Source organism: Romboutsia ilealis, assembly GCF_900015215.1.
GTDB classification, from domain to species: Bacteria; Bacillota; Clostridia; order Peptostreptococcales; family Peptostreptococcaceae; genus Romboutsia; species Romboutsia ilealis.
Window position 1 is genome coordinate 1438056 of record NZ_LN555523.1, and the last position, 24644, is coordinate 1462699.

At 25.7% G+C, this 24644-nt stretch carries 24 protein-coding genes, 1 pseudogene and 1 riboswitch; of the genes and pseudogenes, 5 read left to right on the top strand and 20 right to left on the bottom strand.

Translation table 11 applies throughout. The features are described 5' to 3' along the window. Positions 1-1212: a sensor histidine kinase gene (locus CRIB_RS06740; protein WP_180701632.1), complete on the top strand. Its 1212-nt coding sequence runs from the start codon at positions 1-3 to the stop codon at positions 1210-1212. Positions 1213-1261: 49 nt separating this feature from the next. Here CRIB_RS06740 and ilvA read toward each other — a convergent pair whose 3' ends face one another. From ilvA to hisJ, 10 genes are all read right to left on the bottom strand, one after another. Then, positions 1262-2473: a threonine ammonia-lyase gene (gene ilvA, locus CRIB_RS06745; protein ID WP_180701633.1), complete on the bottom strand. Its 1212-nt coding sequence runs from the start codon at positions 2471-2473 to the stop codon at positions 1262-1264. A gap of 412 nt (positions 2474-2885) precedes the next feature. Further along, a complete protein-coding gene (locus CRIB_RS06750) occupies positions 2886-4922 on the bottom strand; it encodes a carbohydrate-binding domain-containing protein (RefSeq protein WP_180701634.1) in 2037 nt (678 codons plus the stop codon). A gap of 148 nt (positions 4923-5070) precedes the next feature. Next, complete coding sequence (locus tag CRIB_RS06755) at positions 5071-5799, bottom strand: alpha/beta fold hydrolase (protein WP_180701635.1); 729 nt, start codon at positions 5797-5799, stop codon at positions 5071-5073. Positions 5800-5899: 100 nt separating this feature from the next. Beyond that, a complete protein-coding gene (locus tag CRIB_RS06760) occupies positions 5900-6868 on the bottom strand; it encodes a hypothetical protein (protein ID WP_180701636.1) in 969 nt (322 codons plus the stop codon). Between the two features lie 486 nt (positions 6869-7354). Continuing rightward, a complete protein-coding gene (locus CRIB_RS06765; RefSeq protein ID WP_243633598.1) occupies positions 7355-8086 on the bottom strand; it encodes an ABC transporter ATP-binding protein in 732 nt (243 codons plus the stop codon). Next, positions 8055-9056: an ABC transporter substrate-binding protein gene (locus tag CRIB_RS06770; protein ID WP_180701637.1), complete on the bottom strand. Its 1002-nt coding sequence runs from the start codon at positions 9054-9056 to the stop codon at positions 8055-8057. The genes CRIB_RS06765 and CRIB_RS06770 overlap by 32 nt, the downstream gene beginning before the upstream one ends. 10 nt (positions 9057-9066) lie before the next feature. Continuing rightward, positions 9067-9828 carry an ABC transporter permease gene (locus tag CRIB_RS06775; protein WP_180701638.1) on the bottom strand — a complete coding sequence of 254 codons (762 nt, stop codon included), beginning with the start codon at positions 9826-9828 and terminating at the stop codon, positions 9067-9069. Continuing rightward, on the bottom strand, positions 9797-10093 hold the full coding sequence (locus CRIB_RS06780) for an MTH1187 family thiamine-binding protein (protein WP_180701639.1): 297 nt from the start codon (positions 10091-10093) through the stop codon (positions 9797-9799). The genes CRIB_RS06775 and CRIB_RS06780 overlap by 32 nt, the downstream gene beginning before the upstream one ends. 171 nt (positions 10094-10264) lie before the next feature. Continuing rightward, positions 10265-10366: riboswitch (TPP riboswitch) on the bottom strand. A 56-nt stretch (positions 10367-10422) separates the two neighbouring features. Next, complete coding sequence (locus tag CRIB_RS06785) at positions 10423-11166, bottom strand: TatD family hydrolase (RefSeq protein WP_180701640.1); 744 nt, start codon at positions 11164-11166, stop codon at positions 10423-10425. 413 nt (positions 11167-11579) lie between these two features. Continuing rightward, the gene (hisJ, locus tag CRIB_RS06790; protein WP_180701641.1) at positions 11580-12389 is read right to left on the bottom strand and encodes a histidinol-phosphatase HisJ; all 810 of its coding nucleotides are present in this window, start codon (positions 12387-12389) and stop codon (positions 11580-11582) included. Positions 12390-12844: 455 nt separating this feature from the next. Here hisJ and CRIB_RS06795 point away from each other — a divergent pair, with 455 nt between their 5' ends. Further along, the gene (locus CRIB_RS06795) at positions 12845-13084 is read left to right on the top strand and encodes a hypothetical protein (RefSeq protein WP_180701642.1); all 240 of its coding nucleotides are present in this window, start codon (positions 12845-12847) and stop codon (positions 13082-13084) included. A 59-nt stretch (positions 13085-13143) separates the two neighbouring features. On the opposite strand, the pseudogene CRIB_RS12840 reads toward CRIB_RS06795, so the two are convergent. Continuing rightward, positions 13144-13221 (bottom strand): annotated as a pseudogene (locus tag CRIB_RS12840) (hypothetical protein); the annotation flags it as partial. Positions 13222-13250: 29 nt separating this feature from the next. After that, positions 13251-13475: a (Fe-S)-binding protein gene (locus tag CRIB_RS06800; protein ID WP_180701643.1), complete on the bottom strand. Its 225-nt coding sequence runs from the start codon at positions 13473-13475 to the stop codon at positions 13251-13253. Positions 13476-13922: 447 nt separating this feature from the next. Here CRIB_RS06800 and CRIB_RS06805 point away from each other — a divergent pair, with 447 nt between their 5' ends. After that, entirely contained in the window at positions 13923-15314 is a 1392-nt protein-coding gene (locus CRIB_RS06805) for an MATE family efflux transporter (RefSeq protein ID WP_180701644.1), read from the top strand. 106 nt (positions 15315-15420) lie between these two features. Here the strand turns inward: CRIB_RS06805 and CRIB_RS06810 are convergent, their stop codons facing one another. From CRIB_RS06810 to CRIB_RS06835, 6 genes are all read right to left on the bottom strand, one after another. Continuing rightward, positions 15421-16467 carry a glycosyltransferase family 2 protein gene (locus CRIB_RS06810; protein WP_330404826.1) on the bottom strand — a complete coding sequence of 349 codons (1047 nt, stop codon included), beginning with the start codon at positions 16465-16467 and terminating at the stop codon, positions 15421-15423. A 142-nt stretch (positions 16468-16609) separates the two neighbouring features. Beyond that, positions 16610-17146: a (Fe-S)-binding protein gene (locus tag CRIB_RS06815; protein ID WP_180701645.1), complete on the bottom strand. Its 537-nt coding sequence runs from the start codon at positions 17144-17146 to the stop codon at positions 16610-16612. 12 nt (positions 17147-17158) lie between these two features. Then, entirely contained in the window at positions 17159-18304 is a 1146-nt protein-coding gene (locus CRIB_RS06820) for an aminotransferase class V-fold PLP-dependent enzyme (protein ID WP_180701646.1), read from the bottom strand. 166 nt (positions 18305-18470) lie between these two features. Further along, positions 18471-18845: a hypothetical protein gene (locus CRIB_RS06825; RefSeq protein ID WP_180701647.1), complete on the bottom strand. Its 375-nt coding sequence runs from the start codon at positions 18843-18845 to the stop codon at positions 18471-18473. A gap of 399 nt (positions 18846-19244) precedes the next feature. Further along, complete coding sequence (locus CRIB_RS06830; protein WP_180701648.1) at positions 19245-19889, bottom strand: pentapeptide repeat-containing protein; 645 nt, start codon at positions 19887-19889, stop codon at positions 19245-19247. A gap of 249 nt (positions 19890-20138) precedes the next feature. Then, positions 20139-20558: a hypothetical protein gene (locus CRIB_RS06835; RefSeq protein ID WP_180701649.1), complete on the bottom strand. Its 420-nt coding sequence runs from the start codon at positions 20556-20558 to the stop codon at positions 20139-20141. Between the two features lie 151 nt (positions 20559-20709). Here CRIB_RS06835 and CRIB_RS06840 point away from each other — a divergent pair, with 151 nt between their 5' ends. Together CRIB_RS06840 and CRIB_RS06845 are read left to right on the top strand one after the other, a co-directional pair. After that, positions 20710-21594, top strand: coding sequence for a CPBP family intramembrane glutamic endopeptidase (locus CRIB_RS06840; protein WP_180701650.1), 885 nt, complete (start codon positions 20710-20712; stop codon positions 21592-21594). Positions 21595-21717: 123 nt separating this feature from the next. Next, positions 21718-22446, top strand: coding sequence for a M48 family metallopeptidase (locus CRIB_RS06845; protein ID WP_180701651.1), 729 nt, complete (start codon positions 21718-21720; stop codon positions 22444-22446). 258 nt (positions 22447-22704) lie between these two features. Here CRIB_RS06845 and CRIB_RS06850 read toward each other — a convergent pair whose 3' ends face one another. Continuing rightward, on the bottom strand, positions 22705-23511 hold the full coding sequence (locus tag CRIB_RS06850) for an HAD family hydrolase (protein ID WP_180701652.1): 807 nt from the start codon (positions 23509-23511) through the stop codon (positions 22705-22707). A 48-nt stretch (positions 23512-23559) separates the two neighbouring features. Next, a complete protein-coding gene (locus CRIB_RS06855; RefSeq protein WP_180701653.1) occupies positions 23560-24246 on the bottom strand; it encodes a DUF3298 and DUF4163 domain-containing protein in 687 nt (228 codons plus the stop codon). Positions 24247-24644: the final 398 nt, after the last annotated feature.

The following is a 24644-nucleotide window of genomic DNA, read 5'->3' on the forward strand; positions in this document are numbered from 1 at the left end:
ATGTTTGATAAATTAAAATTAAGACTTATAACTATAAATATGGCCCTACTTACTACAGTTTTTATAGCTATATTTGGAGTTATATTTATTATAACAAGTAATAGTATAAACAGAGAAATTAACGGTAATCTAAATGCCTTAATTCATAATTCAAAAAGGCCCATACCCAACTCTGTTAATGTTGTAGTAGAGTTATCAAGTGATGGAACAATAAAAAAACAATTTAAAAACTATGAAGTTAGCACTAATAATGACACTTTGCAAAGTGTTGTTAATAAAATTTTAGAAAGTGGTAAGGACTCTGGTAAAATAGATATTTCTAGTAGTACTTATTCTTATCTAAAAGGCAATAGCCGATTTGGAACTAAAATTGCTTTTATGGAAAGAAGTCAGTATGATAATATGATATTTCAACTTTTAAAGACTTTGATTCTTATTGGTTTTATTAGTTTAATAATTTTACTATTTATTAGTATTTATCTAACAAATAAATCTATAATTCCAATAAAAGAAACTTTTGAAAAACAAAAGCAGTTTATAGCTGATGCTTCACATGAATTAAAGACACCTTTAGCTATAATAAAAACTAATACTTCACTTGTTTTAAGCCATCCTGATGATACTATTAAAAATCAATCTAAATGGATTAACTATATAAATTTACAAACTGATCGTATGTCAGAACTTATAAGTGAGATGTTATCCCTTGCTAAAATGGATACTTCAGAAAATAAATTACCTCTATCACCTATAAATATAAGTAAGGTAGTTGAAAGTATGATTTTAATGTTTGATGCAGTTATCTATGAAAATAATATAGAATTAGAAACTAATATAAGTAAAAATTTATTTATAAATGGTGATAAGGAAAGTTTAAAAAAACTATTTAGTATAATAATGGATAATGCTATAAAGCATACTAATAAAAATGGTAATATCACTATTTCATTATTCTCTGAGAAAAATAAGGTTAAAATGATTATAAGAAATACTGGTGAAGGAATAGAACCTGAGCATTTAGAAAGAATTTTTGAAAGATTTTATAGAGTTGATAGCTCTAGGGATAGAGAAACTGGTGGTTATGGCTTAGATCTATCTATTGCTAGTTCTATTGTAAAACAACACAAAGGTAAAATTTATGCAAAAAGTAAGGTTGGAGAATTTACTTCATTTATTGTTGAAATCCCACAACAGTCTTTAATACAAAATTAAATACAAAGGAGCAATATTAATTATATTGCTCTTTTTATTTTATAAAATATTAATCAACTATTATAAATCCAGCTTTTATTATACTATCTCTTATTTCTTCTTTATGTTTTTCATTAAATGTTTCTATTGTTAACTCTACAGCTTGTCTACCTAAATCATATTTTGAGCTTAATTTAGACATATTCGCACTAAGTATATTTGCATTTAGATTAGTTAATATACGTGTAACTTCACTTAAACCACCTGGTTTATCTACTATATGAGTTCTAAAAGTGTATCGTCTTCCACACTTAACTAATCCTGTATCTATCACTCTATATAAAGTATTTATATCAACATTACCTCCAGATATTATACATACAACATTTTCACCTTTTTTAGGTATATATTTACCAGACCAAATTGCAGCAGTAGATACAGCTCCTGCCCCTTCAGCAGTTACTTTTTGATTTTCTAGTAAAAATAGCATAGCTTGAGCTATTTCATCTTCATCTACAACAATAATTTCATCTATAAGATCTTTAATTATGCTAAAAGTTAAATCTCCTGGAATTTTTACTGCTATTCCATCAGCTATAGTTACATCTTTAAATGCAGAAGTAACTTCTCCTTTTTCAAGAGATTCTTTCATAGATGGTATATTAGAAGTTTGAACTCCAACAATCTTTACACTAGGTTTTAAAGCCTTAGCAGCAGTTGCTATACCAGATATTATACCTCCTCCACCAATTGGACAAACTATAGTGTCTACATTTTCTAATTGTTCTAATATTTCAAGAGATATAGTTCCTTGACCCGCTATAACATACTCATCATTGAATGGATGAAGAAATGTTGCTCCAGTTTCCTTTTGGATTTCTATAGCTTTTGCATATGCATCATCATATACTAGCCCTTCTAAAACAACCTCCGCTCCATATCCTTTAGTCGCTGTAACCTTTGCTAAAGGTGCAGTTGAAGGCATTACTATAGTTACATTTATTCCATTCATTTTAGCTCCTAATGCAACTCCTTGTGCATGGTTACCTGCACTTGAGGCAATAACGCCTTTTGATTTTTCTTCATTAGTTAAATTAGCAATTTTATTACATGCCCCTCTTATTTTAAAAGATCCAGTTTTTTGGAGATTTTCACATTTTAAAAATACATTTGCCCCTGTTCTTTCACTCATTTTTACACTTTCTAATAAAGGCGTTTCTTTTATTACATCTTTTATAGTTTCTCTAGCTTCTTTAATCATATCTAAGGTAACTTTTTTCATATCTACTCTCCTTTGTTCTATAAATACATTAATAAAAATTTTTATATCTTACTTCATAGATTGTGTTTTTTAATACTAATAATAAGTTGTATCTATTATATTCTTTACAAGTTTAAACCATATTATAATTTTGAAGATATACTTTTTGTAAATATCTAATATTAAGAATAAAAAATTCGCTTCACTCAAGCGATGTATCGACGAAACATTTCATATCGCCAACGACTTCATATGTTACTTAAGCTACTAGTAGGTAAATTAATTCAAAATCATTTTTTTACTTACAGTAAATCCATTTATATAACTAAGTTTTAACTTACTTATCCACACTTTCTAAGTTAATATAACTTGCTTATACATAAAAATGCTATTGTATAAAAATTAAAACTCTTTATACAATAGCATTTTTTACTTATTGTTCAGTTATTTGACTATTTATTTGATTATTAGTTTGACCACTAGTATTAGGTTGCATTTTATGCCCTTTACCGCCTGGTCTACCTCCTTGGCCACCGTGACCTCCCATACTATTAGTTGATGCACCCTCTTGAGTAATATTTGTTATAGTACTTGATATAGTTTCACTTCCAACTTCAGTTCCTCCAGAATAATTTCCATCATAATATAATCCGTCCTTAGCTTCTCCTTTTGCAGTTCCACCTACTGATACTGTATATTTAGTATTATCTTTAATATCAGGTGTTGAAACTATTACTGATGAATAATTCTTTGACGGAGAATAAGTTAATATATTTTTTCCATCAGATGATTTAATATTAACTACAGTATTAGATTCTTGCGATGTTAAGCTTAAATTTAATATTTTTTGAGATGATGAATCACTAGGCATTTGTGCCATACCTGCACTTCCAGCAGCTACTAGTGTACCTCCACTTATATCAAAAGTTTCATCATAGTCTAAACTTCCATTACCATTATTAGTTGGACCATTTACTAATACAGTTCCACCTACCATATTTATACTCCCATTTGCATCTATTCCGTCACCACTAGCATCTACATATACGTATCCACCGTTAATATTTATTAAAGCATCACCTGATGAACTAAACTTATCATTTCCTGGCATACCTGTTTCTGTTGATACATCATTTCCACCTGCTGCATTTATTCCATCATCACTTGCTACAACATGTATATTTCCATCATTTATATTTATAGTTGTACTTTCTATACCTTCATAAGATTTAGATATATTTATAATTCCTCCATTAATATCTAATTTAGTATCTGAATGTATGCCGTCATCTCCAGAAGCTATTTCAAAAGTACCACCATTGATAATTGCATTAGCATTTGAATGAATTGAGTCATCTTCTGAATCTATATTAAAAGTACCTCCATCAATTATTATGTTAGTTGTTGCTTTTAAAGCTTTCATACTAGTATTTTCATCTGTTGATGTATTAGTACTCACATCAGTATTTGAGTTTTTATTTGTATCTTGATTACTTGATGGATGCCTAATATCTTGCGGTATCTCTGGTCTTTCACCTTGTGTTTGTCCATCTGGTATTGTTGGTCTTTCACCTTTTGGCATGCCCTCTGGCATTTTACCTGGAGCTTGATTTGACTTAGTGCTATTTTCACTTCCTCCACCTGTTTTTATTGTTATATCTCCATCAGCTATAAGTAACTCTGTTTCAGCCTGTATTCCATCTTGACTTGAAGTTATATTTATTTTTCCACCTTCAATATATATATAACCTTTTGTTTCATCTGTTGTATTATCAGCTTTCATTCCATCGCCTTTTGAATTTATAGTTATATTTCCGTCTGTTACATTAATGCAGTCTTTACCTTTTATACCATTATTTTTAGCATTTACAACTATATTACCACTTTGAATCTTTAAATCATCATTACTGGCTATACCATTGTTGTAATTTGCATTTACTGTAAGTTTACCAGTACCTATTATGGTCATATCATCTTTGCTAAATATTGCTGCATTTGGATCATTACTTGATTCATCTTCAAACACATAAGTTTCTCCATCAGTTATATTATTTTCAGTTCCATCTGCTAAAGATATTATTGCTTTTTTAGCATTTTTTACATATATAGGTGCACTATTAGAACATTTGATATCAGCTCCATTTAAGATAATATATACCTTATCTTCAGCTCCTGCATCTACTAATATCTGGCCATCTTCAATTTTTCCACTTACACTATAAGTTCCTGCTTTTGTAATAGTTACTTTGTTATTTGAAACTTCCGCTCCTTGGCCTTCAACAGTTGTTTCAGCTCCTAGTTTTATATATGTATCTGGGTCTGAAACACTTTCATTGTCTAAAGATTCTATATTAATACTAGTTTTATTTGTACTACTTTGTGATTTTGTATTCTCTTCACTTTTTGAACAAGCTGTTACTGTAACACATAATGATAGTGCTGACAGCATGGCTACTAGTTTCTTATTCATAAAAAACCTCCTTAAGTTTTGTTCTTATTAATTATGATATAGTACCATCATTACCTTAAATAAAACTTAAAGAGTACTAAATTTTCTACTATAATTGATTATAGGCTTTTAAATTTATCATTATTTTTAATTTATTAAAAACTTTTATTTAATCTATAGATATTAAAAATTCCTCAACTGATTTTGCTAGTCGTTCAAACTCTTCACTTTGTATATTATGACCTACATTATCAAACCTTTTAATAAGTATACTTTGACTGCTTAGATTATTTATATAATCTGCTATATCTTCATCACTTAATAAACTATCTTCTAGCTTACCTTTTATTATAAGCGATGGGCAAGTAATTTTTTTCAAATCTTCTCTAAAATCAACTTGTTCTGATTCATCTTCTATTTTTTTTAATACTTCATAACTTATAGAAACACAATCACAATGACAATTATAAATTTCTATAGATTCTTCTGCCCATCCATTAGACATCTCTTTATGTTGTGGTGGATATTCACTTATTATAATTCCTTTAAGTGTATCTGGCTTTAAAACTGAATAACCTAATTCATAAGATACTCCTCTTGATATACCTAAAATACAAAACTCTTTTAAATCTAATTTTTTTATTACTACCTTTATATCTTCTATATGATCTTCTAATGTATATCCAGTATTTGGAGAATCACTTATACCTCTTCCTCTAAAAGATAATGCTACACATCTTCTATCAGTTATTTTATTTATAAGCTTTATATAATCCTTTGCACACTCGGATAATCCAGGGCATATTAATAATGGTGTTTTCTTTGAATCTTTTACTCCATTATCTATATAGTATATATTTACTCCTTTATTATTAGCAAAACCTTCGATATATTCCATTACCCACACTCCCTTAAAATCTTATATATTAAACATATCTAATTATTCATGTTAATATATATGTTATTTAAATATATCCTATACATAACTTTCTTATGGATTATTTTTTATTTTCTAAGCACTTTTTAGTATCAATATATATATGTTCCCATTTTCCATCTTTATTTTTTTTATAATCTGCTATTTTTATATCTACACCATTTGTTAACTGGTAAAAAAGTACATAATGCTCGTTCTTATCTTTATCTTTGAAATATACTTTTCTTTCATAACCATCATCTTTTACAATAACCTCTCCATCTACTAATGAACACCATCCACCATATTCAATTTCAACAAGAGATTTTGCATCCCATGACCATCCATGATAAGGAGCACATAAATAGTTTTCTGGTGCATACATCATATCTTTTATTTTATATACATCATCTTCTTTTTCCAAATAAATATATCCATAATAATATGCAAACACACCTTTTGGTTTATCTGTTCCCTCTATAACTTCTAGCTCTACAAAATACTTTATATCATTAGGTCTATTTTTATCTGGTGGTACTTCATTTAATTTAATTAAGTTTATGTGTAATTGATTTTCAAAAGACATAAAGTATTCTTTGTATGGTACTTTCTCTTTATATGATTTAGATAAAAAATTATATGCTAAAGTATACGGACCACTAGCTTCACCCAATGTACCACATCCAGTTTGATTATTATACAACGGATTTGCAGCTTCTCTTAATATACTAAAATAATTTATTATAGTGTCTTTAGGAGTTTTTAATAATTCTTTGTTAATCTTAATATTAGATGAACTTTTATCATAGTCGTTAATACTTAATATATTTCTTTTAGTATTTAATATAGTCATATTTGATGGTCTAAAAAATCTTTCTAAACTATAGATATTATTTTCATTCTCAACTCTAATATCTTCTTCTATCTTAGGTTCTTCTAAGTAACTACCTCCTAATATAAGGGTATCTAGTTTATTCTCCTCTCCATTTATTACTAATATGCTACTTATTAATATTATTGTTAACAATCTCGTCAGTCTTTTTTTAAACATAAAATACCTCTTTTATATTTTTTATATTAGTAATATGTTTAACAACTTTGCCTATAATATGCTAACTTTAACATTTTTTGATTTAAGGTACATTAATTCATATAATTAATCTATTGTGCTAGTTATTTTGCCAGGCACATTGAAATTACTATATAAGTTTTTTTAGTTATCAAAATATATTTTTTAAACTCTAGCATTTTCAATAATTATAATTAACTTGCATAACGAGTTAATTAATAATTTCTTACTAATAAGTATTTAGCCATTAATTCTATAATTTACATAGTTACTTATTAAATATACCTTATCTAAGTAAGAATATTAATCATATATATTTTTTTATTTACAATATTATAGATTATATAATTTTATTATTGTAAACCTATTGAATATATAAATAGATATTTATTATATATAACAAAATAGAGATATTTAAAATACTTAAATAAGTACTTTAAACATCTCTATTATTTAATTTCCACTAGATTACAATAAACTTATTATATCCTTTTTTAATTTTATATAATCATTACTTCCAAATTCATATTTATGTTTATCTTCTAAAATAAACTCAGCCTTTATACTAGATGGCTTTTGTGAAATTAAGTATATTCTATCAGATAAAGTTATAGCTTCTTCTATATCATGAGTTATAAGAATTATAGTTGAATTAAACTTTTTTCTAACATTAAGTAACCATTTTTGCATATTAGCCTTTGTTATAGAATCAAGTGCTCCAAAAGGTTCATCAAGTAACATTAAATCATTACTATTTATAAATGTTCTTAAAAAATTAGCCCTTTGTTTCATACCACCTGAAAGTTCACTTGGATATTTATCTTCATAACCTTCAAGCCCAAATTCTTTAAAATATGGTCTAACAATTTCTTGTGCACTTTTCTTATTTTCTTTACTTAATATTAAAGGCAAACTTACATTATCTATAATAGTTTTGTATGGTATTAATAAATCTTTTTGTTGCATATAACTTATTTTACCATCTATATAAACACTTCCATTATCCTTTTGAGTAAGATTTGTGATTATATTAAATATAGTACTTTTACCACTTCCACTTGGGCCTAATATTGTTACTAATTCCCCTTCATTCACTTTTATATTTATATCTTCTAAAACTAAAGTATTATTGTAGCTTTTACTAACATTACTTAAAATTAATTTTTCTTTATTGTGGTAAGAATTCATTTGTATATGCATCACTTGCTTTTAAATCCTTTTCTATTAAATTATATTCCTTTAAGAATTGTGTATAATTGTTCCATACACTGTCCTTCATCTCTCCCCAATATTTAGCATCAGATATATATTCTTTAGCTAAATACTTTTGACTTTCTATTGCTAAGTTTTCATCTATTTCTGGTGCATGTTTAACTAATATCTTTGCTGCTTCTTCTGGATTTTTAACTGCATAATTATATCCTTTAGATGTTGCATTTAAAAACTTCTTAGCTAACTCTGGATTTTCATTTAATAACTTTTCATTAGATATTATAACTGGAGTATAGTAATCTAATCTTTCATCTAAATCTTTAAGTGGTATGTAGTTTAACTCTATTCCTCTTTGTTTAGCTTCTATTCCTGTCCATCCTTCAAATATCCACATCATATCTACATTTTTATTCATTGCTGTAAAGAAATCATCTTCTCCAACATCTAATACTTTTAATTTTGAAAAATCTTTATTTTCCTTTTTCATAACGGCATCAAGTATAGCATTCTCTGATGGTGAACCCCAACCACCGTAAGTTTTTCCTTCAAAATCTTTAGGTGAAGTTATATTTTTAGATTTAGGTGATGCAAAACCTGAAGTATTATGTTGTATTACTGTTGCTACTGCTTTTATTGGAAGTGGATCTTCACTTGTTTTAGCATATGTAACCTCTTCTTGATAACTAATACCAAAATCAGCTTTTCCTGTTGCAACTAGTGTTGCAGCTGAACCTTCTAAAGGCTGTACTATTTTTACATTTAATCCTTCATCTTTAAAATATCCATTTTCAAGTGCAACATATAATCCTGTATGGTTAGTATTTGGTGTCCAATCTAGCACCATAGTTACATCTTGTAAACCTTCACTACTTTTATCCTCTTTTTTAGAACATCCTGAAAGTATACTTAAACTAAGTGTACTTATTAACCCTAATGATACAATTTTTTTTAATTTCATCTCATTCTCCTTATTTATGTTTTATAATTATTTTTTTAGCTATATTAACAAGTCCTACAAATATTAAGCTAAGTACAACGACTATTATAGTAGATGCAAATACTTTATCTAATGCATATGCACTTTTTGCTCTTACCATATATACCCCTAGTCCCTGTGTTCCTCCTAACCACTCTGCAACTGTTGCAGCAACTACCATATATGTAACTGATATTTTAATTCCCGAAAATAATTTATCCATTGACATAGGTAATTTTAAGTGTATAAAAGTTTGTAGTTTGCTACTTTTCATAGTTTTAAATAAGTTTAAATAATCTTTATCTATATTTTCTAACCCATCCACAAAACTTATAAGTATTGGGAAAAAACAAGCTAATGCAACCATTAAAATTTTAGGTAATGCTTCAAAACCAAACCAAATAATTAAAAGTGGTGCTATAGTTATTGTTGGTATAGTTTGAGAAACAACTAATATAGGATATAAGCATTTTCTTATTACACTTACAAAATCCATGATAATTCCTAATGTAAGTGCCACTACTAAAGCTAATATAAATCCTAAAATAGTTTCATACAACGTTACCAATGTATTATCAAATAAATTTTGATAATCAGTTATAAATACTTTTATTATATCTATTGGTGTTGGAAGTATATATTGTGGAATATCTTTAATTTCAACAATAACCTGCCAAATTATTATTATAGCTAGAAAAGTTAATATTGGATAAAGAGAGTCTTTAAACTTGTCTGTGATTTTTAAGTTTGTCATTTATTGTTAACCCTCCGAACTTTTCGTCTATCCTAATAGTTGTTATAACTCTTTCACATCCTAATTCAAAAGGTAGTTTATGTACTGTTTTTATTATTTCAAATACTTCATCAAACTCCCCTTCTACGGTTGTACTCATAGCACCTATTTCATACTTTAATCCACTATTTTGTATTATTTCTATACATGCATCTACTACTTTATACATTTCATCTTCACCTTTATAAGGTCTTAATGGTACTACTGCAATATCTGCTATTATCATTTTTTATCTCCTATCTTTTTATTTTTATATAAATAAGAATAAATCTTATTTTAACCTTAGCATATTATTTTATTAAATTTATAATAAAGAAAGGAGCTTACCTCTAAATAGAATTCTTAAAATTCTAAAAATATAGAGGTAGCTCCTTTATTATAATCATATATAAATTAACAATATAATTAATACGTTCCCTACGTTGGCATTATCCAAATCAGGTTAAAGGGTCGAGACCTAATATCTCCTCTCAGCAAGCTAGCTCCCCTGCATATTATGTTTTATACTATGATTGTATCAGATATTTTTTTAATATCAAATAATTTTTTACAAATTTATTTATTCTTGATAATATTTGTCATAGTAATTTGAGAATTTAATTTAAATTCTTCAAGGTCTAATTTCTTTATTGCGCATATATTTTCATATACATTTTTTATTTCATCCGGAATTCCATAAACTCCATTTACCCACTGAAGAGCTGTTGGACCATCAGTTTCTGCAAGTAATTTATTTGCTGGTATTTCTTTTATTATCTCTTTAGAATGATTTATATATCCTAAATCAACACTTCCTGTGAAATAGCATTTTGCATCTATTAATTGTTTTAGTATATCTTTACCACCAGAATACCAATGTATTATAGTTTGAGATGATACATCATATTTTCTAAGTAGGTTCAGTATTAATTCTTCACATCCTTTAGTGTGTACGTTTATATATTTATTATATTTTTTTGCACACTGTAAGAAATATTCAAATACTTTTATTTGATACGGATATGTATCTTTATCTTCTACCCAATGAAAATCTAGTCCTATTTCCCCTATTAATGGCGTATTTTTAATATATTCTTCAAACTTATCTAAGTCTATATTATTTGTTACCCTCCATGGATGTATACCAAATATAGGCACTATGTAATCACTTTTTTTAGAAATTTCTATATTATTTAAATAGCTTTCTTCATCCATTGAACATGCTATTGTCATTATCTTATTTGAATTTATACAATTTATCACATTATCTATTTCTTCATCTTTATAAAAATCTATATGATTATGAAAGTCTATATACATATTTACCTCACTCATTATAATTGTAATTAAACTATATTCTATCTATAATATATTAAAATATTTATTTTAATGTTATTTTATATTTACATTCTATCAAATTAATAGCTATTATTTAACTATTAATGCCTCTAATTATTAAAGTACTGTTTACGGGAATGCAAAAATAACTTAATATAAACCCATACGTAGTGAAACAGTACATATGGATATAAGTTTTATAGAACAAATAATACAAACAATTAATATTTAGAGATCTATAATCTGAGGAACAAAAACAAAAGAAAGCACAATAATATAAAACATAAGGAAAACATCAAAACGAAGGAATCACAATTTATAAAGAAACTAGGCATAAAATAAAGGAGTTGTCTTTTTAAGCAACTCCTTTATTTTATATGCTCTAAAATTTGTTATTAAAATTGCAGTTCTTCCATTAATCTGTTATATTCTTTCATTTTATACCCAACAGTATCATGTGTGTGTGAGTCTGAACCAAAAATCGTTTTAACACTATAATCTCTAACAAGTTTTAATAAATAACCATCAATATAAGCTTCATCACAATATGGCTTTCTATATCCTGATACATTAAAATCTAATTCATAGTCTTTAGATTTTACAATTCTTACTATTTCCTCTAATTTTTTGTTGCCACTGTAGTCATATGGATAAATTTTATTATACTTTCTAATTAAATTTAAATGACCTATTCTTTTTGGCTTATATCTTCCTAAATCGCTATTTATAGCCATTTTAACAGTATCATAATATTTAGAGTAAACGTTTTCTATTTCACCTAACAAGTCAACCAATTCACCAAATTTTTCTGGGCTATAATCTATTAAATGATATTCATCATTTATTTTTATCATATGTACAGATAATATAGAATCATCTATATATTCACCATACTTATCAAGCATTTCTTTTATCTCTTTTTCATATTCCTCTATGTAGTCAACTTCAACACCTATGTTTATTTTAACACTATGCTTATATTTTTCCTTAATTTTTTTTAATTCATTAAAATAAGCTATTAAATGTTCTTCACTCATTGCACTATCATTTTCTGGTGAAGGATCGTTAAAATTTTTAGGAAGAGGCAAATGTTCTGTAAAAGTCATTACCTTAACTCCAACTTCTATTGCTTTTTTTATATATTGTTCAAAACTGTCACTACTCCCATGCGGACAATAAGGTGAATGGATATGTCCATCTCTCATAAAATACCTCCTATACTGCCAAGACTGACTTTTTAACCTTAGCAACTTGATTTAAATATATTATATCTTTTTTAACTACTTCTAGCATCACTTATTTACTCTTTGTAAAGCTCCACCCTTAATTATATTACCTACTATATACTATTATGTTTAATAGTGATACTTATTTTTATTAATTAAACATTACTATATTAGCTCGTTGTGCTAGTTAAATATATTTACTGAAAATACTATATTCTAGCAAGCTATATTTTTATAATTAAAATACTTTTTTATATGGTAATTTCAATCTGTTTAGTAAAATAACTATCACAACAGATTATATTAAGTTATGTATGTATCTTATATATTTTCATATAATAAAGTATGAAAACATTATATAAAAAGGATTTATATAGCTTCTAAAGAATTATATTTCTTAGGAAGTATTATATAATATAAAAGGAGTGATATCTATGGAAAGAAGTAATAAATATGACTTAACTTGTTCCCATTGCGGTGAATTTATTTCTATTAATAACATTCCAACTGATGAAAATATTATAAATGATTCTTCAGTTGGAGAAATTAAAATTAGTAATACATATACTGGATATGGTACAACTGGTTGCTATAATTCTATGGATGTTGAATTAACTTGTCCTCGTTGTCATTATACATTTAAAACTACTATAAGCAAAAACTCTGACCTATAAAAAAGTAAGTATATTAATAAAATGAACCTTTTGTCAATGGCACTAGAAAAAAGATAGATTTAAAAAATTATCAAAAGCTGATTTCTGTATTGTATAGAAGCCAGCTTTTTTAGATTCCACATACAACGTTCATTATCGTAATAATTTTTACAGACCCAGTATACCCTTAAGGCATTTTTACATAACTTTTAACTTTTTTAAAATTATATTCATTTCCTTTAAGATGTGCACATCTATTTATATTAGCCTCACCTTTTGCTAACATTATAGCAAAAGACAAGCAGCTTTGATATCTACACTTTTTACAATCTAACTTAGGTAAATATTTATAAATTTCTATTGGATCTACCTCATTATTTTCATAAAACATCTTTTTACTTTCTAAAAACATCTTCTCATCCCCCGCTTAACCAAATATTAAGTTTTTTAACTAAAAAAAGATGACTTCTTTATTATAAAAATCACCTTTTTATCTTATCTATTTTTCTTATTGCCAAATTCCCCATTAATTATAGTATATAATATTTTGGTAAAATTATCTATATAATTACCTGTAAAGATTGTATATTTTACATCGTTGTCATTACTTTATCATTATAGTGTAAACTTAATTTTTATTTTAAAATTTCACATAATTTATCTATATATTAGTTGACATATTTAAATTTTAATAATATAATGTTAAATGTTTTATTAGAAATAATTTCTACAAATTATAATTTAAACTAAATATTTCTGTATAAGCTTATCTTATACAAGTGTTGAACACCCACTAAAAAAACCTTCAAGTGGGTGTTTTTTATCATAGTATAAAAATATTTTCCTAAGGAGGTACTAAATGATAACTAACACATTGTCAAACTACAAAAAAGACAAAGAGTTTTACATTCGTTTGTTCGTAATAACATTACCAATCGCAATGCAAAGCTTAATAACATCATCACTTAATATGTTAGACACTATGATGATAGGAAAAATTGGAGAATTAGAACTTGCATCAGTAGGCATAGCAAACCAATATTATTTCTTATTTTCTCTTCTTACTAATGCTATAGCAATAGGTTCTGGAGTTTTAATAGCTCAGCTATGGGGTAAAAAAGATACTATTAATATAAAAAGGACTTTATCTAGATCACTATTTTATAGTTTAGTTTTAACTATTGTATTTATGATTTTAGGACTTATAATGCCAAATAAGATAATGGCTATATTTAATAATGATCCTACTGTTATTAAAATCGGTGTTGATTATTTAAAAATAGTTGTAATAAGTTATTTATTTACTACTATTACATTTACTTTTGCCTCTGGCCTTAGAAGTATAGGCAATACTCGTCTTCCTATGTTGGGAAGTTTTATCGGACTTATAGTTAATGGAGTTTTAAATGCAATATTAATATTTGGTTTACTAGGTGCCCCTAAGATGGGTATAAAAGGAGCTGCTCTTGCTACTTTAATAGCTAGAATAGTTGAGTTCTTAATAGTTGTTGGTGTCATTTACACTAAAGTTGATGTATTAAAATTAAGATTTAAAGATATGTTAGAATTACCTAAATCACTGTCTATAACGCTTAACAAAGTTACTTTACCTATACTTGCAAATGAAGCTTGCTGGGCATTGGGTAATATAACTTATACTGCAATATACGCAAGGATAGGTACTAGCGCTGCTGCGTCTATTCAAATATGTTCTACTGTAATGAATTTATTTATGATAGTTACATTTGGTCTAGCTAATGCTGCCGTTGTTATAATAGGTAATGAAATAGGTGCAAACAGAGAAAGTGAAGCAATATCAGCTTCTAAAAAGATTTCATCATTATCATTTAAGATTTCTATACTATTGGCTATAGTACTTGCCTTTTTATCTAAGCCCATAGTTTCATTCTTTAATGTATCAGTTGAAGTTAAAATAGCATCTGAATACATCTTGTATGTTTATGCATTTATTTTGGTATTTAAAATTTATAATGCTGTTATGATAGTTGGTATATTAAGAGGTGGTGGAGATGCTACTTATGGCTCTATACTACAAGGACTTACTTTATGGTTAATAGGTATACCTTTAGCCGCTTTTGCAGCTTTTATCATTAAGTTACCTATATACTTTGTTGTTATGTTCGCCGCAGTTGAAGAAATTATCAAAGTTTTCTTTATGATGAAAAGATTTAAATCATTTAAATGGATTAAAAATATGGTTAACGATGAACAAAATGAAGTCTTAACTTAATTTATCCATATCAATTTTACTAACAACCTTATTTTTAAATGCACATATTTGATAATAAAAAATAGCTAACAGTATTAAGTTAAATACTTAATATTGTTAGCTAAACTTATATACTGGCAAAAAATTTATTATTATATACAACCGCAGGGTCATTTGGCTTTATAAAAGCTGCTTTTTCATTGTACTCTTTAGATTTTTTTATATCTCCAATTCTAAAATAACATAAGCAAAGTTGTATATATGGAGTAAAATTATAACAATCTAATAATATAAATCCACCTGATGTTTCATTTATTTTTCTAGTTAATGCTAATTCATACCAGAATATAGCTTGATTATATTGTTCTCTATCTAAAAAATATTTACCTATATCACAACATATTTCAGCTCTTGGTTCATCAAACTCAAAGCTTCTAAAACAAGCATTAAGAGCCTTTTTACTATCACCAATAGCATAATAACAGTATGATAAATCCTGACATGCATTTACACAGTTTTCTATCCATCCTTTACCTGAATCTAAAAAGTTATTGAAAATATTTATTGCATCTTTATATCTTTTGTTATAATAAAGTTCCCTAGCATAGTAAAATTGTTGCCTAGGATCTAGTTCTTTTCCATTTGCAATCATATTTTCAAATATTCTTAAATTTCTTTTAGGATCATTATTCTTTAATTTTTTATGAGATATTGCTGCATCAGAATATATTATGTTCCCTTCAAGAGGTATTACCTCATGAATTTCTCCTATCCATCTAAAATTTTTGCTTCTTTTAAAAATCCGTTCTCTATAATATGAAAAGGTAACATTTCCATCACTATCAAATGATGTATTATATTTCATCATTACCATATCTATAGATTTATCCATATTCATTTTTAATTCTTTTATCTTTTCTTTATCTTTATCTAAAATTATATCATCTGCATCTAACCACATAATATAATCTTTTGTAGCTTTAGAAAATGCAAAATTTCTTGCAGCTGCAAAATCCTCTATCCATTTAAAATAATATAAACCTTTAGTATATTTTTTTACAATCTCTTTTGTTTTATCATCTGAACCTGTATCAACAACTATTATTTCATCAAATATATCGCGTACACATTCTAAACAACGTCCAATTACATCTTCTTCATTTTTTACAATCATACAAAGGCTTAAAGTGTTAATATATATCTCCTCCATTTTAGCATATTATATAAACTCTATTTATTATATGCTAGCTCATTTATTTTCGCATCTATCACTTCGCCTTTTTTTGATTTTTCAATGTAATTTTCTAGTATATTATTTAAGCTATAAAATTAATTCCAAGCTCTTCATAAGTTTTTAACTTTTCTAAATTTTTTTCATTTCCCTCTTCTTTTAAATGAAGGCATTTATTTATACTAATCTCGCCTTTTACAAATTTTGTAGCAAAAGCTAGACAAGTTTCACATCCACACTTTTTACAATTCAATTTTGGTAAATATGTATAAATCTCTATTGGACTTGGAAGTTTTCTAGTTTCATAATTAGGAATTATTTTGTCTCTATTTTCATCTACCTCATTTATTAAATCCTTTAAGTAGTCCAAAATTTCAAATGCCTCTGTTTCATTTAATAATTTTGCAACATTTATCCTATTTTCAAACATAGTTATAATTATATGCTCCTTATTAAAAACAAAATTATTTGCTCTTTTATTATAAATTCCTGTTTTTATATATGAGTTTAAATAAGGGAATATATCACTTATATTCTTATTTAAATTAGACCTTATCCTTATTCTTTTTGAGTCTGTTGTACATGGTTGAATAAAACTTAAATCAATACTTTCTAGATACAAACTAATTCCCCCTTAACTATTTTGTATATCATTTAATGCATAAACCAACTTATCTATATCATCAAATTCATTAAAGTATCCAATACCAATTCTTACAGCTCCTATATCTTTAGTTCCTATAAGTTCATGTGCATTTGGTGAGCAATGAAGGCCAGATCTAACCATTATATTATATCTCATATCAAGGTTATAGGCTACTTCTTCTGCATTTATATTATCTATGTTAAAAGATATAACTCCAACAATATCATTTTCATTTTGTGGACCATAAATCTTAATATTTTTTACTTCTTTTAATTTTTTTAGCGCATAAGAAGTTAATTCTTTTTCTTTTTTATGTATTTTTTCTATGTTTTCACTATTTATAAATTTTATAGCTTCCCTTAAGCCCACTATACCACTTACATTTAAAGTTCCTGTTTCTAATTTATTAGGATAATAATTAGGTTGATATTCATATTTTGAATCTCCACCTGTTCCGCCTGCTTTAAGTGGATTTATATCATAGTCACAATTTACTATTAATCCTCCTGTCCCCATAGGTCCAAATAAACTTTTATGCCCTGTAAATGCTAATAAATCTATATTATTTTCTTTTATATTTATATCTAAAACTCCTGCTGTTTGAGCTGTATCAACTAAAAATAATATATTATTTTCTTTTGCTATTTCTCCTATTTCCTTAATGGGCTGTATAGTTCCTAATACATTTGATGCATGAGTAAATACTATAAGCTTTGTATTTTCTTTTATGCTATTTTTAACATCAATTGGATTTGTATATCCATATTCATCTGCTCTTACCTTAGTTATTTTTATATTTATTTCTTTTTCTAATGTTTTTAAACATCTCCAAACTGAATTATGTTCTAAGCTACTTGTAACTACATGATCATGCTCTTTAAGAATTCCTCTTAATGCTAAGTTTATAGATTCTGTTATATTTGATGTAAATATTACATTTTTAGGATTTTTAAAATTAAATAATTCCCCTATTAATTTTCTTGTTTCATATACTAAAAAATCTGATTTCATAGCCATTTTATATGACCCTCTTCCTGAACTGGTACCATTATTTATCATAAATTCATATATAGATTTTGCTACTTGATTAGGTTTTGGATATGATGTTGCTGCATTATCTAAATAAATCCCCATTCTATCTCCCCTTTGATTTTTTAATTTTTCTTAATTTAATTATATCACAAAACTAAGCTACTCTAATTGAATAGCTTAGTTTTAATACAAATTACTTATTTCAATTTATAATAATCCAATTTTAAAATCCCTTTAAACTAAGATGTTTTTTATCTTGTATCTTAGTTTAATTTTGATTTTCTATCCGATTGAAATACATCTCTCCCTTTCCATAAATAATTACAGTATCTCCTTCTAATAAAGTTCCTCCTGTAAATAAAGAAACATCATTTTTGCCTTTATTTTCGATATTTTCAGAATTATATCGTTTAGAAAATCTCTGTATATTATTTTTATCAATAACATAAACATAAGACACAACATTAGGTGTAATTAATGAAAATTCATACTTCCCAGGTTTAAGACTTCCATTTTCTTCACTTACTAAATACAATCCTTGTGAAAATATATTTGTATAATGAGGCGGCTGTATCGCTGTCGCCGTATTACTTGAAATAAATATAATCATTAATAATAAAATAATAGAAAATACTTTTTTCATATAACTTAACTCTCCTTTAATATTAATCTTATATATTTTGCTTATAAGTTATATCAACTATACGTAAAAATAATAAATTTATATCTACTTTATTATTTTTACTCTTATTTAACTTAAATCGTTGTGATAATTAATTATAATTATTGAAAATGCTATAATCTAAAAAATATATTTTTATAACTAAAAAAACTGGAAAATATTAATTCTTCCAGTTTTATAATCTATTTCTAAGTTATATCTGCATCCTTTCTTGGAGCAGTTTTTCTATACTTAATATTATGGGCATATAGTTATTTATTTTTACTTATCTATTTTAACAGTATAATCCCTTTCTTCTTTAAGATAATATAATTTAATAATAAATATTTATAATTTATATTAATACCCTATTTTAATAAATTATTTCACAATAATACCCATTAATTTACTTAAATCTAGTGCTTGATTTACTGAAAAAGTTCCTCCAAAAATATCATTTATCTTAACTTCTATACCATCAATCTCACTATTAGTAAAATCTACATTATTTAAAGGCGTTCCACTAAATACTGATTTAGTTAAATTATTTGAATCTAATAATAGTGTTTCATTTTTTATCTCTTGGAAAACTGCAAAGCTAAAGTCTGAATTTTCAATACTTACACCTGTGAACTTTGAAAAGGCAAAATTTGAATATCTTCCTAAACAATTTTTAAATGTTACACTTTTTAGAGTAGAATCATTAAAGTTACATCCTGTTAGTTTACAATTTATAAATTCTACTCTATATAAACTACTATAGGAAAAATTTATATTTGATAAGTCACAATTTTCAAATATAACATCTGTCATATCTATTTTTATAAAATCACAATATTCAAAAATTACATTACTAAATATACATGAATTTAAAGTTACACATAAATTTTCAATTCCTTCTATCTTATCATCCTTAACTATGACTTCTTCTAATTTTTCATTATCTAATATTTCAGTTATGGCATCATTACACTCTTTAAAATTAATTGGCATTTTTGGTTTTTGTATTTTTATTTTTTTTATCATATAATAATTATTCCTTCTTAAAATTTAAGAACTGTAAAAATTTACTCTATGTTAATTTTTAATATAAAGGTCATATAATTCTTATACAGTTGCCTATTCATGATACTATTTATTTACAAATTATTCAATGCATTTATAATGAATTATTAACAATCTATCATGAAAACTTATATACAAATAAAAAGTACCTTTAGTAATTTTATCATTAATAAAGGCACCTTTATTATACTTAAGTTCAGTTAAGAGAATTTATATTTTTTTACAATCACAAAGTTCCCCTTCTTTATCACTTAATTTAATACTATCAACATATTGTTTATATAAATCGATAATTTGGTTATTGGTTTTTCTTAAGTCCGCTAAAACCATTTCTGCTTTTTTTGCATAACATAAACTTTCATCTTCATATCTTATCATTTCTTTTAATAACTCGTTTACTTCATCTATTAGATATAAGCCTTCTTGGGTGTTAAGTCCTGCACAACTTCTAACTATATATTGAACTTCTTTTGATATTTCTAGTTCCTTTGATCTATTGATCATTATTGTATTTAACTCATTTATAGCTAATATTAATCCCTCTAAAGCCGTTTCAATATTAGAATCTTTTTTACTATCTGCCTGTATTTTTAAAAGTAATTCAAATTTATCTAAACAATTATTACTCATAATAATTCTCCTTGAATAAATTTTTACTCTTTTTTATTATATTAATAAAACTTTGATAATGTTCTAATTTAATAATAAATATATATAGAATATTTTATAAACTTTATTTACAATTATCTTATAAAACAAATATTACGATTGGAGAAATAGTATGGTTTCGCAAAAAAAATACCCTAATTTTATATGGGCCATAATTTTATCATTAATATTTCTATATGGAGGATCTATTATCGGTGAAATTTTAACTATACCTTTATATATTATATTTTTAAAAATTCCCTTATTTTTTTATAATCAAAATTTATTACTCTTGTTCCTTAACTTACTTACCTTTGCTACTATATCATCATTAGTATTTTTCAGAGTAAAGGTTATAGAAAGAAGAAGTCTATCATCTATTGGATTAAATAAAAATAATTGGTTAAAAAAATATTTACTTGGTTTTTTTATAGGTTTAGTCATGATGAGTATCATAGTTTTGATACTTTTATCCTTTGGATATATAACTATAGAGAAAAATCCAATTCAACCTGTCGGAGTATCTGCTATATCTAGTGTCTTAGTTATTTTATTTGGATGGATTATTCAAGGCGCTACAGAAGAAATTGTTACAAGAGGATGGCTTCTAAATGTCTTAAGTAATAAGTACAATATAGGAGTTGGGCTATTAATATCCTCTACTTTATTTGGACTTATGCATTTATCTAATCCTAATGTAAATTACATAGCTGTTATAAATATTATACTTGTTGGACTTTTTTACGGATTTTACGTTATAAAAACTAATGATTTGTGGGCTGTTTGTGGTATGCATACTGCTTGGAACTTTGCTCAAGGAAATTTATTTGGATTTGAAGTTAGTGGTATAGATGTTTCTGTTGGAAGTTTGATAGATTTAAATTTAGTTGGAAGTGACTTTGTTACTGGTGGAATATTTGGGCCTGAGGCTGGCATTGTAGCTACATTTATATTATTAGTATCAATTGGAATATTATTATTTATTGATAAAAAAGGATATTTTCAAGTAAATCTTTAAATGTATAAATACTTCTTAATAAATTATATTTTGGTATTTTATATACTATATTTTACAAATACTTTTTAGTATAATAAACTTCATAGCTAAAAACATAATAAAGTCATTGTGGAGGACATCATTTTGTATAAAATCAATATTGAAAATAACATAATAAATTACTCTATAAATAAAAAATCAAATGTAAAAAATATAACAATAAAAGTAAAGTATCCAAATGCTGTAACTATTGTTTCACCTAAATCTGTTAATAATGAATTTATACATGATTTAGTTATATCTAAAAGTAGATGGATTTTAAATAAACTAAATGAATTTAAAAATAAAGAATCCGAGAATCCTCCTATTTTATTTGTAGACGGAGATAAAATTCCTTACCTAGGCAATTACTATACATTAAATGTATATAAGGAAAAAAACACAATAAAATGCTCCCTAATTTTTGAAGAAAATAAATTTATAGCTAAAGTTCCATTTAATATATCTAGTAATGATCAATATATTAAATTAAGAGAGCTTCTTATAAATTTGTATCTATCTGAAGGAGGCAAATTAATAAAAGAAAGGATATCTATATACTCTAAAAAGCTAAACTTATATCCTGAATCTATAACTTTAAAAGAACAAAAAACTTCTTGGGGTACTTGTTCATCTAAAGGAAACATATATATAAATTGGAAAGTATTATTAGCCCCTTTAGATATTTTAGATTACGTTTTAGTACATGAACTATGCCATCTTAAGCATATGAATCATTCAAAGGAATATTGGTCTCTTGTAGGTACTATATTTCCAGACTATAAAGAAAAGAGAAATTATCTTAAAGAAAATAGCTTAAAGCTTAATATATAAATAATTAATATAATCATTCTTTCCATTTATTAATATAATGTATTGTAAAATGGTGAGGTGATTTTTTTGAAAAAACTTAATAAATACCATTTAGCTACGATTATTTTATCCTCTGTGTATATAATTTTTACTAGATACAATGTGTTATCTAATGTTTATAATGGATTATATCTAACACTACTATTTTTATTTATATTTATTGTACTATTAAATAATAATCATAACATTTAAAAAGTCTAGACAATAATTCTAGACTTTTTAAATGCTATAACTATTTAATTCTTCTTCACAAAATGCAACTTCTTTGATTACCTTAATAACACCATCATCATCATTAGTTCCAGCTATAAATCTTGCATTTTTTTTAACCTCTTCTTCAGCATTCTCCATCGCATAGCTATAATAAGCACTACTCATCATTTCTAAATCATTCATATGATCTCCAAATACCATAGTCTCATTATATCCCACATTAAATTTCTCCTGAAGTATATTTACTCCTTGCTTTTTAGTTCCACCTAAATTGCATATATCAAAACAAGTACTTCCTGATTTAGTTATCATAAGCTTATTATTAAATCCTCTTATAGCTTCTAGCGTCCTATTTATAATCTTTTTATTGCCAAAAGTAGTTATCTTTAATATTTTATCCTCTACTTTTGCAATATCTCTAGTATACTTTACCTTAAGATTCCACTTTCTACCTACTATCGCTGGTATTAAACTCTCACTATATATAGCGTCTTTAGCACAATATATAGTGTTATGTTTAGCTTTTTTTCTTATTATTTTAGCTACTTTCTCTACCATATTATTTTCTATATAATTTTCAAATATAACTTCATTTTTATAAGTTATATAATTACCATTATTTGATGCATATACTATATCTTCTTCAACATCTTTAAATATTTCCTTAAGAGAAAATATATCTCTTCCACTTATTGCTACAAATATTATATCTTTATTCTTAAGTTTTTTTAAAACATCATGTATACTTGGACTCAAATGTTTTTTTGAATTAAGTAATGTCCCATCCATATCCGATGCTATTAATTTTATCATAATACGTACCCCTTAATATATAATTTATACATATAGTTTATCATAATTTTAATTATAATTTAAGTATTGACTAAATTCATCAAATCTCAATTTGAATTTAGGTATACCTACATAATATGGAGCTATTTCATATAATCCAAAATATATAACTATGCCATCCTCATCTATATAAAAAGGTTGATTTTCACTAATTCCCTTAAATCCTTCATCACCTTTAAAATAAATCTCTGGGTTATTATTTATTTCTGATGCTATAAAGTTATTAATTATTTCATCGTAATTAACTCCTGATTTAAACATATCCTTTAGTATCAATCTATCTCCTGTTAATAGATTATAATTATAATCATCTAAATATGTCATACCATGAGCACCACCGGTAAATTCATATTTTGTCATTACTATACTTATAATATTATCTCTGTCATACGTTACCTCATTATTTACATAAACTTCATATTGATATTTGAAGTAATCTTCATCAGTTTTTGATATTTTTTCTGTATATAGTTTTTTATATGCTATAGCTTGTTTTTTTACACTATTTTTAAATTCCATAACATCTTCACATATTTCGTTATTTATATTAATAATTATCTGTCTATCATACATATCATGATATACATATTTATCATATAACTTTAATACTGGATATGTCATATTGTATTTAAAGAATTCACTAGTTTTGCATATATTTACTTGTGCTACATAAGAATAATTTTCTCGACTGTCCAAAATATCACCCCATTTTACAATCAATTTGTTTATTTATATTAATCATATGCAACATTTATAACTTTCTTAATATAAAATCTAGCTATCACTTTTATAGCTTTAATCTATTCATTTGATAAAATTGTAGATTACTTAGATTATAATTATAAGGACAATTAATAAATATTTAGTATATTAAAATAAAGAGACTTTACTAATAAACAGGAGAATCTCTTTTATTATTTATATCTATATTCTTTAAATATAAATTGTTTAATGAAGTTTTAAGTTTATATAACAAATTCACCTACGATAACACATAATATTCTTTTTTATTCCTTTTTATTTAATTTTGTAACATTTTTCTACATAAAAGAATATATATAAGTATAGTTAATCTCACAAGTATTAACTATACT

Coding starts and splice junctions, on each gene's coding strand:
- CRIB_RS06765 (WP_243633598.1), bottom strand. CDS start 8,086: ATGCATATACAAATGAATTCTTACCACAATAAAGAAAAATTAATTTTA.
- CRIB_RS06775 (WP_180701638.1), bottom strand. CDS start 9,828: ATGACAAACTTAAAAATCACAGACAAGTTTAAAGACTCTCTTTATCCA.
- CRIB_RS06770 (WP_180701637.1), bottom strand. CDS start 9,056: ATGAAATTAAAAAAAATTGTATCATTAGGGTTAATAAGTACACTTAGT.
- CRIB_RS06810 (WP_330404826.1), bottom strand. CDS start 16,467: ATGATTGTAAAAAATGAAGAAGATGTAATTGGACGTTGTTTAGAATGT.
- ilvA (WP_180701633.1), bottom strand. CDS start 2,473: ATGAAAAAAGTTACCTTAGATATGATTAAAGAAGCTAGAGAAACTATA.
- CRIB_RS06825 (WP_180701647.1), bottom strand. CDS start 18,845: ATGAAAAAAGTATTTTCTATTATTTTATTATTAATGATTATATTTATT.
- CRIB_RS06840 (WP_180701650.1), top strand. CDS start 20,710: ATGGTTTCGCAAAAAAAATACCCTAATTTTATATGGGCCATAATTTTA.
- CRIB_RS06750 (WP_180701634.1), bottom strand. CDS start 4,922: ATGAATAAGAAACTAGTAGCCATGCTGTCAGCACTATCATTATGTGTT.
- CRIB_RS06760 (WP_180701636.1), bottom strand. CDS start 6,868: ATGTTTAAAAAAAGACTGACGAGATTGTTAACAATAATATTAATAAGT.
- CRIB_RS06805 (WP_180701644.1), top strand. CDS start 13,923: ATGATAACTAACACATTGTCAAACTACAAAAAAGACAAAGAGTTTTAC.
- CRIB_RS06785 (WP_180701640.1), bottom strand. CDS start 11,166: ATGTATATAGACTTTCATAATCATATAGATTTTTATAAAGATGAAGAA.
- CRIB_RS06830 (WP_180701648.1), bottom strand. CDS start 19,889: ATGATAAAAAAAATAAAAATACAAAAACCAAAAATGCCAATTAATTTT.
- CRIB_RS06820 (WP_180701646.1), bottom strand. CDS start 18,304: ATGGGGATTTATTTAGATAATGCAGCAACATCATATCCAAAACCTAAT.
- CRIB_RS06755 (WP_180701635.1), bottom strand. CDS start 5,799: ATGGAATATATCGAAGGTTTTGCTAATAATAAAGGAGTAAATATATAC.
- CRIB_RS06795 (WP_180701642.1), top strand. CDS start 12,845: ATGGAAAGAAGTAATAAATATGACTTAACTTGTTCCCATTGCGGTGAA.
- CRIB_RS06850 (WP_180701652.1), bottom strand. CDS start 23,511: ATGATAAAATTAATAGCATCGGATATGGATGGGACATTACTTAATTCA.
- hisJ (WP_180701641.1), bottom strand. CDS start 12,389: ATGAGAGATGGACATATCCATTCACCTTATTGTCCGCATGGGAGTAGT.
- CRIB_RS06800 (WP_180701643.1), bottom strand. CDS start 13,475: ATGTTTTTAGAAAGTAAAAAGATGTTTTATGAAAATAATGAGGTAGAT.
- CRIB_RS06780 (WP_180701639.1), bottom strand. CDS start 10,093: ATGATAATAGCAGATATTGCAGTAGTACCATTAAGACCTTATAAAGGT.
- CRIB_RS06740 (WP_180701632.1), top strand. CDS start 1: ATGTTTGATAAATTAAAATTAAGACTTATAACTATAAATATGGCCCTA.
- CRIB_RS06835 (WP_180701649.1), bottom strand. CDS start 20,558: ATGAGTAATAATTGTTTAGATAAATTTGAATTACTTTTAAAAATACAG.